This is a genomic window from Citrobacter sp. TBCP-5362 (genome assembly GCF_005406305.1).
In the GTDB taxonomy this organism is placed as follows: Bacteria; Pseudomonadota; Gammaproteobacteria; order Enterobacterales; family Enterobacteriaceae; genus Citrobacter_B; species Citrobacter_B koseri.
Map to the genome: position 1 here is coordinate 231,788 of NZ_CP040234.1, position 12,080 is coordinate 243,867.

The following is a 12,080-nucleotide window of genomic DNA, read 5'->3' on the forward strand; positions in this document are numbered from 1 at the left end:
AGCGTACGTGAAGATCTGCTTAGTTGATGAAACAGGCGCCGGAGACGGCGCCTTATCTGTTCTTGCCGCCCGCTGGGGGTTAGAGCATGACGAAAACAACCCGATGGCGCTGGTGCTGACGACTGCGCATCTGGAGCTGCGTAAGCGCGATGAGCCGAAGCTTGGCGGCATCTTTGTCGATTTTGTCGGCGGGGCGATGGCCCATCGCCGCAAGTTCGGCGGCGGTCGCGGCGAAGCGGTCGCGAAAGCGGTCGGCATTAAAGGCGATTACCTGCCGGATGTGGTCGATGCGACGGCGGGACTGGGGCGCGATGCTTTTGTGCTGGCCTCCGTGGGGTGTCGAGTGCGCATGCTGGAGCGCAACCCGGTGGTCGCGGCGTTGTTGGATGACGGTCTGGCGCGCGGGTATGCCGACCCGGAAATCGGCCCGTGGTTGCAGGAACGCTTGCAGTTGATCCATGCCTCCAGCCTGACGGCGCTGACGGGTATCACGCCGCGCCCGCAGGTGGTTTATCTCGATCCGATGTTCCCGCATAAGCAGAAAAGCGCATTGGTGAAAAAAGAGATGCGGGTGTTTCAGTCGCTGGTCGGGCCGGATCTTGATGCCGATGGTTTGCTGGCGCCAGCGCGCCAGCTGGCGACCAAACGGGTCGTGGTGAAGCGCCCGGATTACGCGCCACCGTTAGCGGATGTCGCCACGCCGAACGCGGTTGTCACCAAAGGCCACCGGTTTGATATTTATACCGGTACGGCATTGGTGGAGTAACGAATTGCCCGATGGCGCTTCGCTTATCGGGCCTACGGTTCATGCAGGGTACGCCGCCATCCGGCAAGGCTGACTAAACAAACGGCGCCAGCGGATCGGCAATCTCAAACGCCACGGCTCTGTCGGCCTTCGGTGGATAGATCAGCTCGCTGACAATCGACAGCTTGAGTTTTTTCGCTTCCGCACGCGTCAGTTTTACCTGCTGATCCCAGCCTTCGGTGTAGACCGCGCCCCATGCGCCAAGATCCAGACAGGTGACATAGTTTTCCTGACGATACGGCAGAGGAGCGACCTCCAGCAGGTCTGCGGCCGCGTTATTCCCGGCAAACTTGCCCAGCAGAATAGCGTGCTGGCAGGTCATTAACGCATGATTGCCTTTGTCATCGGTTGCGGCGTACGCCACATCGCCAGTGGCATAAATGTCATCGTGACCCACCACCTGAAGCTGAGCGTTCACATGTAAACGCCCCTGACGGTCGCGCGGAGCGTCAATCTGCCCGGTCAGATCGTTCGCCTGAACGCCGACGGTCCAGATGACGGTTTGCGACGCGATGGTTTGCCCGTCTTTCAGCGTGATGCCCGTTGCGTCTACGCTTTCCACTTCCGTATTCACCAGCCACTCCACGCCCAGCTCTGCCGACGCTTCGATAATCACGTTGCGCAGTTCTTCGCTGTAGCGAGCGCCAGGCTGCGGGCCGCGTTCAACTACGACTACTCTGGTCTTAGCATCAGCGCCGAGAATATCACGCAAACGGCCAGGCAACTCCAGCGCCATCTCGATCCCGGTAAAGCCGCCGCCGCAAACAACAACGGTATTGCGCGCGTCGCTTTCTTCTTTGTTCGCCAGATCCTTCAGGTGCTGCTCCAGTACGGCGGCGCTTTCCAGTTGATCCAGATCGAACGCATGCGCATCTGCGCCCGTTACGAGTGAACGGTTAACGTGGCTGCCGCTTGCCAGAATCAAACGGTCGTAGCGATGCAAGTGCGTTTTGCCGGAGGCATCCGCCCAGCTCACCTCTTTTGAGTCGGGAAGGATCTGCGCAACCGTCCCGCGCAGGAAGTTGACGCCGGTTTCGTCGAACAGCGGTTGCAGGGGAGCGACCAGCGTCTGGACGGCATTTTCATAAAAGCGAGGGCGTACGCGAAGCTCGGGTTGTGGGGCGATAACGGTGATATCAATTGTGTCATTCTGGTGTTTATCTGCCAGACGGGCGGCGCTCAGCGCGGCCCACATCCCGGAAAAACCTGCACCAACGATCAGAATTTGTTTACGCATTTAGGTTGCACTCAATGTTAACGATGAAGTTATTTACTCGGATTTTATTAGTCGTAGTTAATGAATGCAATGTCATTTGTGCGATCCGGTGGAAAATGATCCAGATCTGGTGGTTATCATTATGATAAATAATGAATTAAATTTTAATTTCTAATGTGCTATGGTTCTCTGTCTGGCAAGCGCCTGTCGAAAAAGCTACAATAACTCAGAATTATTTTGGCTGAGATAAGAGCATGGCATTCTACAGTTCCGGGGTTGAGTACGGCATCCATAGCCTGATGTGTATGGTGGACAGCAAAGGCGACGCCCGCGATATGAGCGTTCGCGAAATTGCTGACCTGCAAAGCGTGCCCTACGACTATCTGGCCAAGATTTTTACCCGTCTGTCGAAAGCGGGCCTGGTGCGCAGCATCGAAGGCAAAGGCGGTGGTTTTCAGCTCGCCAGGCCTGCCGAACACATCACAGTGCTGGATGTGGTCAACGCCATTGACGGTGACAAGCGCATCTTTGAATGCCGTGAAATTCGCCAGCGTCTGGCTGTTTTTGATGAGCAGCCTCCGGCGTGGGCCTGCGAAGGTATCTGCGGCGTGCGCTCGGTAATGGACATGGCGCAGCAGCGTATGGAAGAAGCGTTAGGGCAGCATACCATTCTCGATCTGGCGCGTAAGATGTACCGTAAAGCGCCAGAGACCTTTGTGGTTGAAGTGCAGGAATGGATTGATGCGCGTAAAGGGTAAATGCCCGAACGCAGGCCGGATGCGGCTATGTCCGATAGCGCTGTGCTTATCGGACTATGTTGCGATTAGACTGTTTTGAAAAGATTAACCATCTCTGGATTACGCTCTATCACCCGAAGAACCTTAAGATAAGTTCCGGTAGGGATACGCCTCTTCTGCTCCCAGGCCTGAATCAGGGAAGATGAGACGCCTATTGCCTGTGCAAACTCATTCTGCTTCATATTGGCTTTCTTCCTGATAGCTTTGACATCTGGAAGTTCATATCGGGTGATTCGGGCAGCAGGTTTGCGACCCTGGCTGATTTCAACGGCCTCGCTTGCAGATTCCATCAGATCTTTAAAGAAATCGTTCATAACGAGCCCTCTTTTAGTTGGTGAATGATGGATTTGAGGGCGTTTTTTTCTTCGCCGCTCAGACTATCCTTTTTGTTCTTAGGGTAAGCCATGAAAAGCCAGATACGCCCTTCGCTATTTTGAAAATAGTAAATACTACGAATCCCGCCGCTTTTTCCCTTACAGTGGCTTGCTGGAGCAAAACGAACTTTCCTGCAACCACCTGTACCCTGAATTAAATCACCTTCCAGCGGGTTTATAATGAGCATTTCCTGAAATGCGCGATATTCATCCTCGGTGAGCAGAGCTTCCCGCTGGCGGGCAAAGACAGAAGTCTCAATAAATTCAATGTAGTTCATGGTCATGTCCGTCCATGATGACCTGTTTGTTCAAATTATACTCTTACATAGTAAGAGTTAACAGATAAAAAAACCGCGATGTTACTCGCGGTCAGAACTAAAAGTTGACGCTTATTTACTGCTATCCGGCGTATTAATCATCCGGTTCAACCACGGCACCATAATCGCCATCACAACGGTGACTGCCAGTGTGACGAGGCCTATTTTGCTGAACACGCCGGTGTAGATAGGCAGCGTCTGGAGCGGGTCGGTGATGTTTTCCGGTACGGCGGTGAAGGTTGCGACATAGCCGCCCAGCAGGAAAGCCGCCGCCTGCGTCAGGAACCACATCCCGAGAATAAAGCCCATCAGGTGCTGAGGCACCAGCGCGGCAACCATTGCCAGCCCCAGGGCGCTAATCAGCAACTCACCCAGACTCTGGAACAGGTACACCAGCACGATAAACCACGGTGAAGTCAGCCCCTGCGCATCGGCGAACCACATGCCTGCGGCGGCGGCGGTCAAAAAGCCCAGCGAACAGAGGAACATGCCCAGCGTAAACTTCATCGGCATGGTCAGATCTTTGCCTTTGCTCCCCAGACGCGTGTAAATCGCCGCCAGTACCGGACTGGCAACCACCACCCAGAACGGATTCAGCGCCTGGAAGCTGACCGGGTTAATGGTAAAACCGAGAATATCGTGATGTACGTTATTGATTGCGAAGAAATTCAGCGATGTAGGCATCTGTGCGTACAGAATATAAAACAGCACCGCTTCAAGCATCAGGATAAAAGCGACGAACATTTTGTTGCGTCCGGTTTTATCCAGACGAAACGCTTCACGGAAGAAGAAAATGATGACCACAATTGACAGGACGATCAGCACCAGGTTGGCGATTTTTACGTTATGCATCAGCCAGGCGCAGAGGAAAATCATGGCGACGGTGCCGATCAGTACGGCGAGCAGATTACGGAAGCTCAGCGGCTTATGGTCTGGCTCTGAACCGATATCTTTCACCATGCCGCGACAGGCGAAGTAGACCAGAAGCGCGACAATCAGCCCGGCGCCGCACAGGTTATAGGTAACGGCATAGCCGAATTTGTCGGCGATGACCGGGGCGAGGGAGAGCGACAGCAGCGACCCGATGTTAATCGACATATAAAACAGGGTGAACGCGCCGTCCAGACGGGGGTCTTTGGGCAGGTAACACTTGGACAGCAGGCTCGCAGGGTTGGCTTTAAACAGCCCGTTACCGACGGCAATCGTCCCCAGCGCGATAAAAATCAGGTTCGGTTTCAGTAACGATAACCCGGTCATGAAGTAGCCGATCGCCAGGACAATCGCCCCCAGTACCAGGGTACGCTTAGTTCCCAGCAGGTGATCGCCAACGTAGCCGCCAATGGATATCAGGCCGTACACCAGTGCGGCAAATGCGCCAAAGGTGATAAATGCCTGTTCCTGAGAGAAGCCAAGCTGTTTAACAAAGAAAACCGCCAGGATGCCCTGGACGCCGTAATAGCCGAATCGCTCCCATAATTCTACAAAAAAGATCATGAAGAACGGACGGGGTTGCTGTAGCAAGCCCGTAGGTGCAGTTGTATTCATATTCCTTCGCCTTTCAATGCCATCCCGAAAAGTATGAACGCGTATGCCAAAACGCGCCGAAAAAGTCTGACTCTGTTATAGACTGCGGTCATTAACCGAATGAATAGATTATTATAGAGATGGTTTTCGATCTAATTAGTTGATCACACTAATTATGATTTGTGGTCTGGAATGTTGTACTGGAATGTGTTCGAGGGAAGGCATAAACAAAAACGCCCGCATTGGCGGGCGCTGTGTATATCGGGCTGATGAATGCCTGGCCGGATAAGGCGTCAGCCGCCATCCGGCACAACAGAACTTACTCTTCTTCGTCGCGCAGCGGAACAATCAGCATGTCGACATGCACGGTATTAATCAGCTGGCGTGCTGAAGACATCAGTTTGCTCCAGAAGTCCTGATGATGACCGCAAACGACCAGATCCATATCGTATTTTTTGATCGCGTCAACCAGTACCTGACCCAGATCGCCGCTGCCGCTCAGGGTTTCGGTGATAGGATAACCGGCATTGGTGGAAAGTTCGGTCAGCGCATGGTGTGTTTCTTCAGAGATGCGTTTTTGCATATCGCCCAGATTCACGTCGATCAGGCCGGTGTACAGGTCAGAGTAATTGACATCAACGTGGATAAGAGAGACTTTCGCGTTGTAAGGACGCGCCATTGAAACCGCTTTTTCTACCAGAACTTTACTTTCCGGGGAAAGGTCAACCGCGATGAGAATGTGTTTGTAAGCCATAGTGTTACTCCTTCCATAAGTTGTCGATGACTAGCCAGCTAGCGTTTCTTGTGCCGCCGCGTCACCCGCGTCCTGCGAACTACAGCGCGGGGCTAGCCCAGCCGAGAAGTGAATGTAAAGACTATCCTTACATTATAGCGACCTGGATAATCCGTCAATCCGCCTTGCTTGCCAATCAGTTAAACAAAATTTTCAGTTAATTGCATTGATAGCGGTTAACCTTCTGGCAAAAAAATTAACTGATCTCCTACACTATTTAATAGAGCCGTTCGGATGCAGGGCACTGGCGTGAACGGTTTAGCAGGACTCTTTCACTGAACTGTCTGGCTGAGTATCGGGGGAGCGGTAGTCCCGGAGAGGAGCTCCGTGGGCGGGTCGCCGGGGAGGAGGTATGATAAGCACCGTCGCATTATTCTGGGCTTTATGTGTCGTTTGCATTGTTAATATGGCGCGCTATTTCTCATCGTTACGCGCGCTGTTAGTGGTACTGCGTGGTTGCGATCCATTGCTCTACCAATATGTGGATGGAGGTGGCTTCTTTACCTCGCATGGTCAACCCAACAAACAGATGCGTCTGGTGTGGTATATCTACGCGCAACGTTATCGCGATCACCACGATGATGAATTCATCCGCCGTTGTGAACGCGTTCGCGGCCAGTTCATCCTCACCAGCGCATTATGCGGTCTGGTGCTGATCAGTATGGTTGCGCTGTTGATTTGGCACTGAGCAAAAATAAAAAAGGCGAGGATATCCTCGCCTTTTTATCATCCGGCTCAGGGCGCAACTGTGAACCGGAGGTCTGAGATATTGTCCTGAATCGAGATAACTTTACCGCTATAAGAAATGCTCACCGCCCCGTTTTTATCTGGGCTGGCATTCGTAATAGTGCCAGTACCCTCAATGACGGGAGATTTCGTAGAGAGTTGCTGGATAATGTCTGTGTCTTTGCCCTCTAGCTTATTCGACAGATAATATCGGTAAATGGTAGGTACGGTTGCGCCACCCTGATGATTCACAGTCATGTACAGCCAGACGCAATCTGAAACTTGATAAACGCGCTGCAACTCGTCGTCACTGAGAGGGGCGGGCTGATGATTTAACCAGGCAAAACCTGTAACCACGATGAGAAGTACAAGCGTGACAAGCCGATGGAGCCATCTAATAGCCGTTCTGAATGGCATAGTCTATTCCTTCTCTGATATTGCGCTGATCCGTTGGGTCATCACCGTAAGGTGGTTTATCGTACCATTTACCCCATTCAGGTTTTGAAGTACCTGCGCGGTTCTGAGCCCAACCCCCGCCAATAAGGAGGATCTTTGCAGGAATGCCTGCAGCAGTCCCTGCGGCACCGAAGTTGAAATTGCCAAATGCTGCGAAATACGGATCGAATTTTTTATAATCCCATGGGCCGCCATTTCTGACTTTTTGATAGAACCAGTAGTAAGTAGAAGCCGTGGCCATATTACGAGACATTCCATTTTGGCGTGCTTCACGCATGTTGTTAGCTATAACAATTGAACCAGGGCCAGGGGTTGGAACGGAAGCCATACATCCTCCAGTGTTCGGTTTTAATCCTGCCCGGCATGATAGTTTCTCGTGTATCGATAATCTGAACAAAAAGTGTTCAGATTTTCCTAATGAAAGTAGAGAGTTAATAGAAAAACGGCGCATATAAAAAAAGCGGGTCAGTTTCCTGACCCGCTCAATACGGTTGATTCTGCATTCCTTTGCCTGATGGCGCGTCGCTTTAAGGCCTACGTGCTGCGTTTTTGTATGCCGGATAAGGCATCGCCGCCATCCGGCACGGTCGCGCTTAGATAATCTTCAGCGAGATCCAGTACAGCACGCCGGACAGAATAATCGCCGCTGGCAGGGTAAACACCCAGGCCATCAGAATGCTGGTGACCGTTTTGCGCTGTAGACCGCCACCGTCCACAACCATTGTCCCCGCGACGGAGGAAGAAAGGACGTGCGTGGTGGATACCGGCATACCGGTGTAGCTGGCGAGACCGATAGAGACTGCGGCCGTCATCTGCGCCGACATCCCTTGCGCATAGGTCATGCCTTTCTTACCAATCTTCTCACCGATGGTGGTCGCCACGCGGCGCCAGCCGATCATGGTGCCAATACCCAGCGCCAGCGCGACGGCCATGATTATCCAGATCGGCGCGTACTCAATGGTGCTCAGCATATCGGTTTTCAGTTTTTTCAGCAGACGCTGGTCGTCATTGCTTACGCCAGGCAGCTTCACGACTTTATCGGTCGTGTCGGAGATGCACAGCATAATGCGACGCAGCTGGCTACGCTGGTCAACGCTTAACGTGTCGTAGCTTTCCAGATTCGCCAGCATACCTTTCGCGCGATCAAGCGCATTGATGGTATTCGCCGGGTGGCAATGGAACTCTGCGGGTTCTGTCGCGCCCGGTTCCGGTGCGGGAATCAGCTGATCCACGCCGGTGACTTTTTTCAGCAGATCAGGGTGCTGCTGGAAGTACGTTTCGACGTTGTTGATGGCGTCGCGGGTACGGGTAATTTCATAGCCGGATGCGTTCATATTGACGACGAAGCCCGCAGGCGCCACGCCAATCAGAACCAGCATGACCAGACCAATGCCTTTCTGACCATCGTTAGCGCCATGAGAGAACGCCACGCCGATAGCCGAGAGGATAAGTGCGATACGCGTCCAGAATGGCGGCTTTTTCTTACCGTCTTTCTTTTCACGTTCAGCAGGGGTCAGGTGGATACGTGCGCGCTTTTTAGTGCCGCTCCAGTAGCGACGCAGCAAAAAGATCAGACCGCCAGCAAACACCAGGCCTACGATAGGGGAGACAATCAGTGACCCAAATATATTGATAACTTTAGGTATATTTAGCGCATCCACCACTGAAGTGCCGGTCATCATTGCATTGGTTAAACCGATACCAATGATGGCGCCAATCAGCGTATGGGAACTGGAGGCAGGCAGACCAAAGTACCATGTACCGAGGTTCCAGATAATGGCCGCCAGCAACATAGAGAACACCATAGCGAGGCCATGTGCGGAACCCATGTTAAGCAGCAAATCCGTAGGCAACATATGCACGATGGCATAGGCTACACTCAGACCGCCCAGTAGAACGCCAAAGAAGTTAAAGACCGCAGCCATAACAACCGCCAGTTGCGAACGCATCGCACGGGTATAAATCACGGTTGCCACTGCGTTGGCTGTATCATGGAAGCCGTTAATCGCTTCGTAGAACAGCACAAAAGCCAGAGCAAGCAATAATAAAAGCCCGGTATGTAAATCCAGGCCAGCAAACAAATGTAGCATAGGACGTTACGCCATTTTGAGGACATGAACGCGGCGCATTATCAGTGACTTTCGCGGCGCGGGCAAAGTGAAATATAGACTTTTTTTGATATAACGCCTGCTTAATGTCATGCCACTAAAGAATTATCTTATAGAATTCAATTAAATACTCATATCCATCGATTTTGGCGCTGGTGCGACCACTGAGGAATCTTTACAATTCACGCCCTGTTTTCAGAGAGGATCGCAAAGTGGAAAGGTTTGATGCCGTTATTATAGGCGCTGGCGCGGCGGGTATGTTCTGTGCGGCGCAGGCCGGTCAGGCGGGGCGCCGCGTGCTGCTCATCGATAATGGTAAAAAACCGGGGCGTAAGATCCTGATGTCCGGCGGCGGGCGCTGCAACTTCACGAATCTGTATGTCGAACCTGCTGCCTATCTGAGCCAGAACCCCCATTTCTGCAAATCGGCGCTGGCGCGTTACACCCAGTGGGACTTTATCGATCTGGTGGGCAAACACGGCATCGCCTGGCATGAAAAGACGCTCGGCCAGCTGTTCTGCGACGACTCTGCGCAGCAAATTGTCGATATGCTGGTGGCGGAATGCGCAAAGGGCAACGTGACGATGCGTCTGCGCAGCGAAGTGCTCAGCATCGCGCGTGATGACGAAGGGTTTACCCTGGAACTGAACGGCATGACGGTCGCAGCGAAAAAAGTGGTGATCGCCACGGGCGGTCTCTCCATGCCCGGTCTGGGCGCGTCGCCGTTGGGTTATAAAATTGCTGAACAGTTTGGTCTGGATGTCCTGCCGACCCGCGCCGGGCTGGTGCCCTTCACGTTGCATAAACCGCTGCTGGAGCAGCTTCAGGTGTTATCCGGCGTTTCGGTGCCTGCGGTGATCGCGGCGCAGGACGGTACGGTATTCCGTGAAAATCTGCTCTTTACCCACCGTGGGCTGTCAGGCCCGGCGGTTTTACAGATTTCGAGTTTCTGGCAGCCTGGCGAATTTGTCAGCATCAATTTGCTGCCGGAGGTCGATCCTGATGATTTCCTCAATGAACAACGTTGCGCGCACCCGAATCAAAGCCTGAAAAATACGCTGGCGATGCAGTTGCCGAAGCGCCTGGTGGAATGTTTACAGCAGCTTGGGCAGATCCCGGATGTTTCCCTGAAACAGTTGAACGCACGCGAGCAGCAAGCGCTGATTGAAACGCTGACCGAATGGCGCGTACAGCCTAATGGTACGGAAGGCTATCGCACGGCGGAAGTGACGCTTGGCGGCGTGAACACCGATGAACTTTCTTCGCGCACGATGGAGGCCCGAAAAGTGCCGGGGCTTTATTTTATCGGTGAGGTGATGGATGTCACCGGTTGGCTGGGGGGCTACAACTTCCAGTGGGCCTGGTCGAGCGCGTGGGCATGCGCGCAGGCGCTGAGCGAAGGATAACGGGTTTGCCCGACCAGAGAGCGGTCGGGCGCAGTTGTCAGTTCAGGCCAAGAAAATACTGGGCGATTTTAAAGTAGATAATCAGTCCGGTGCCGTCGATCAGCGTGGCGATAAACGGCGCGGAGACCACCGCAGGGTCGATGCCGATGCGCTTGAGCACCATCGGGATCACCGATGACACCACCGCGCTCCACAGCGTAATGCATACCAGCGTCAGGCTGACGATCAGCGTGATTTCCACGCCGATACCCATCATCCAGGCGCGCAGACAACCCGCCAGGCCCAGCGTTATGGCGATCAGCAGCGAGGTCGATGCCTCTTTGCGAATGACCCGCCCCATGTCGCGCAGCCGCACTTCGCCCAGTGCCATTGCGCGCACCAGCGTAGAGGTTATTTGTGTGCCGCTGTTGCCGCCGGTGCCAATCAGCAGGGGGATGAAGAAGGCCAGCGCAATCGCTGACTCCAGCGCCTCTTCGAAATGTTGCAGTACGCTACTGGTATAGGCTTCCGCCACAAACAGCAGCAGTAGCCACACAGAACGTTTCTTCCACAGCGTCCACGGGCTGATGTCCAGATACGGTTTCTCCAGCGGCAGCGTCGCCCCCTGGCGCTGCACGTCTTCAGTGACGTCATCTTCCAGAAGATGGGCAATCTCTTTTTCCATCAGGCAGCCGACCAGCTCGCCTTTATCGACGACCGGCACTAGATCGAGCTGGCGTTCGGTCAGCTCGGCAATGATGTGTGGACGTTCGTCGTCAGGTTTGACGCGAAACAGGCAACTGTCCATTAAGGCGCGGATAGATTGCGCCGTGTCGCGTGCCTGCAAAAGTTTCTTGATGGATAAAACCCCGCGCAGTTGTTTTTCCGCAACCACAAACACCTGGCCGGGAATATCATCTGAGGTGAGTTGCGACACAAAGAATTCACGCGCCTCATGAACGCTGAGATGATCCGGCAGCGTAATAAAATCGGTACGCATATATTGCGCGATAGCATCGCCGTCAAAAGCCGGAGCCGGGTGATGTGCGTTGCAAACGTGGATGGATGACATTGATGTAATTCCCTATAAAAAGCTCTCATAGGGGCGAACAAGACAGGATGAGCACAGGCAGATCCCTACGTCCTGGTTTTAGCACTGCACAACGTATCTGCCCGATAGTGATATCGTCAGAAGTTACCTTGGCAACACCTTGATTCGATGGATGCCTGTATTTCCCTGAGTGGTCTCTCTCGATACCAGCAGGGCGGTAACTTATATTTGTGCAGGAGCCTCGCCATAACGAGATCGATAAAATGAGCCGCCAGTATAGAGAATGTTAACCATTCACAATGTTTATAATTTAGATGGTTTATCAACGGTTGATATACCACATTGTCTCTCTGCCAATAAAAGCCAGCGAAACCCATTAAAGAATGAAGTGAATAGACATCACGGGTATTGGTGTTAGTATTTCATTGATAGTACATATGAGTATGCGTGTTTCATTTACGGCCAGGAACGCTGATGATGACAACATTAGTACCCGTTTTTCGAGCATTTCCGTCATTCACTTTCCTT

General features: G+C 53.0%; 13 protein-coding genes and 1 riboswitch. Of the genes, 4 read left to right on the top strand and 9 right to left on the bottom strand.

Annotated features, from left to right (window positions below):
• The first annotated feature begins 7 nt into the window (after window positions 1-7).
• Entirely contained in the window at window positions 8-766 is a 759-nt protein-coding gene (gene rsmJ / locus FD428_RS01035) for a 16S rRNA (guanine(1516)-N(2))-methyltransferase RsmJ (protein ID WP_114848088.1), read from the top strand.
• A gap of 73 nt (window positions 767-839) precedes the next feature.
• On the opposite strand, the gene FD428_RS01040 is transcribed toward rsmJ, so the two are convergent.
• Complete coding sequence (locus tag FD428_RS01040) at window positions 840-2,042, bottom strand: NAD(P)/FAD-dependent oxidoreductase (protein WP_012135635.1); 1,203 nt, start codon at window positions 2,040-2,042, stop codon at window positions 840-842.
• 233 nt (window positions 2,043-2,275) lie between these two features.
• On the opposite strand from FD428_RS01040, the gene FD428_RS01045 reads away from it, so the two are divergent.
• The gene (locus tag FD428_RS01045; protein WP_012135633.1) at window positions 2,276-2,779 is read left to right on the top strand and encodes an Rrf2 family transcriptional regulator; all 504 of its coding nucleotides are present in this window, start codon (window positions 2,276-2,278) and stop codon (window positions 2,777-2,779) included.
• Window positions 2,780-2,844: 65 nt separating this feature from the next.
• Here the strand turns inward: FD428_RS01045 and nadS are convergent, their stop codons facing one another.
• The 4 genes from nadS to uspA form a co-directional block, all read right to left on the bottom strand.
• Window positions 2,845-3,132: a NadS family protein gene (gene nadS, locus FD428_RS01050; RefSeq protein ID WP_058668245.1), complete on the bottom strand. Its 288-nt coding sequence runs from the start codon at window positions 3,130-3,132 to the stop codon at window positions 2,845-2,847.
• Window positions 3,129-3,470: a type II toxin-antitoxin system RelE/ParE family toxin gene (locus FD428_RS01055; protein WP_048902455.1), complete on the bottom strand. Its 342-nt coding sequence runs from the start codon at window positions 3,468-3,470 to the stop codon at window positions 3,129-3,131. Before FD428_RS01055 ends, nadS begins: the two co-directional genes overlap by 4 nt.
• A 111-nt stretch (window positions 3,471-3,581) precedes the next feature.
• On the bottom strand, window positions 3,582-5,054 hold the full coding sequence (gene dtpB, locus FD428_RS01060) for a dipeptide/tripeptide permease DtpB (RefSeq protein ID WP_047460450.1): 1,473 nt from the start codon (window positions 5,052-5,054) through the stop codon (window positions 3,582-3,584).
• 298 nt (window positions 5,055-5,352) lie between these two features.
• Entirely contained in the window at window positions 5,353-5,787 is a 435-nt protein-coding gene (gene uspA, locus FD428_RS01065; protein ID WP_000323571.1) for a universal stress protein UspA, read from the bottom strand.
• Window positions 5,788-6,178: 391 nt separating this feature from the next.
• Between uspA and uspB the strand changes: the two genes are divergently transcribed.
• Window positions 6,179-6,514 (top strand): universal stress protein UspB, encoded by a 336-nt coding sequence (gene uspB / locus FD428_RS01070; protein ID WP_012135627.1) that lies wholly within the window; start codon window positions 6,179-6,181, stop codon window positions 6,512-6,514.
• A gap of 47 nt (window positions 6,515-6,561) precedes the next feature.
• Here uspB and FD428_RS01075 read toward each other — a convergent pair whose 3' ends face one another.
• From FD428_RS01075 to pitA, 3 genes are all read right to left on the bottom strand, one after another.
• A complete protein-coding gene (locus FD428_RS01075) occupies window positions 6,562-6,969 on the bottom strand; it encodes a hypothetical protein (protein WP_110493687.1) in 408 nt (135 codons plus the stop codon).
• Window positions 6,947-7,336 (bottom strand): polymorphic toxin type 44 domain-containing protein, encoded by a 390-nt coding sequence (locus FD428_RS01080; RefSeq protein ID WP_071259290.1) that lies wholly within the window; start codon window positions 7,334-7,336, stop codon window positions 6,947-6,949. Before FD428_RS01080 ends, FD428_RS01075 begins: the two co-directional genes overlap by 23 nt.
• Window positions 7,337-7,601: 265 nt before the next feature.
• A complete protein-coding gene (gene pitA / locus FD428_RS01085) occupies window positions 7,602-9,098 on the bottom strand; it encodes an inorganic phosphate transporter PitA (RefSeq protein ID WP_012135626.1) in 1,497 nt (498 codons plus the stop codon).
• A 230-nt stretch (window positions 9,099-9,328) separates the two neighbouring features.
• Between pitA and FD428_RS01090 the strand changes: the two genes are divergently transcribed.
• The gene (locus FD428_RS01090) at window positions 9,329-10,522 is read left to right on the top strand and encodes an NAD(P)/FAD-dependent oxidoreductase (RefSeq protein WP_047460455.1); all 1,194 of its coding nucleotides are present in this window, start codon (window positions 9,329-9,331) and stop codon (window positions 10,520-10,522) included.
• Window positions 10,523-10,559: 37 nt separating this feature from the next.
• On the opposite strand, the gene FD428_RS01095 is transcribed toward FD428_RS01090, so the two are convergent.
• A complete protein-coding gene (locus FD428_RS01095; RefSeq protein ID WP_114848087.1) occupies window positions 10,560-11,573 on the bottom strand; it encodes a magnesium transporter in 1,014 nt (337 codons plus the stop codon).
• A gap of 56 nt (window positions 11,574-11,629) precedes the next feature.
• Window positions 11,630-11,813: riboswitch (M-box (ykoK) riboswitch) on the bottom strand.
• Window positions 11,814-12,080: the final 267 nt, after the last annotated feature.

What these genes read in the sequence shown, in the direction of transcription:
- FD428_RS01040 (WP_012135635.1), bottom strand. Translation starts at nt 2,042, where the DNA reads ATGCGTAAACAAATTCTGATCGTTGGTGCAGGTTTTTCCGGGATGTGG.
- FD428_RS01045 (WP_012135633.1), top strand. Translation starts at nt 2,276, where the DNA reads ATGGCATTCTACAGTTCCGGGGTTGAGTACGGCATCCATAGCCTGATG.
- nadS (WP_058668245.1), bottom strand. Translation starts at nt 3,132, where the DNA reads ATGAACGATTTCTTTAAAGATCTGATGGAATCTGCAAGCGAGGCCGTT.
- FD428_RS01055 (WP_048902455.1), bottom strand. Translation starts at nt 3,470, where the DNA reads ATGAACTACATTGAATTTATTGAGACTTCTGTCTTTGCCCGCCAGCGG.
- dtpB (WP_047460450.1), bottom strand. Translation starts at nt 5,054, where the DNA reads ATGAATACAACTGCACCTACGGGCTTGCTACAGCAACCCCGTCCGTTC.
- uspA (WP_000323571.1), bottom strand. Translation starts at nt 5,787, where the DNA reads ATGGCTTACAAACACATTCTCATCGCGGTTGACCTTTCCCCGGAAAGT.
- uspB (WP_012135627.1), top strand. Translation starts at nt 6,179, where the DNA reads ATGATAAGCACCGTCGCATTATTCTGGGCTTTATGTGTCGTTTGCATT.
- FD428_RS01075 (WP_110493687.1), bottom strand. Translation starts at nt 6,969, where the DNA reads ATGCCATTCAGAACGGCTATTAGATGGCTCCATCGGCTTGTCACGCTT.
- FD428_RS01080 (WP_071259290.1), bottom strand. Translation starts at nt 7,336, where the DNA reads ATGGCTTCCGTTCCAACCCCTGGCCCTGGTTCAATTGTTATAGCTAAC.
- pitA (WP_012135626.1), bottom strand. Translation starts at nt 9,098, where the DNA reads ATGCTACATTTGTTTGCTGGCCTGGATTTACATACCGGGCTTTTATTA.
- FD428_RS01095 (WP_114848087.1), bottom strand. Translation starts at nt 11,573, where the DNA reads ATGTCATCCATCCACGTTTGCAACGCACATCACCCGGCTCCGGCTTTT.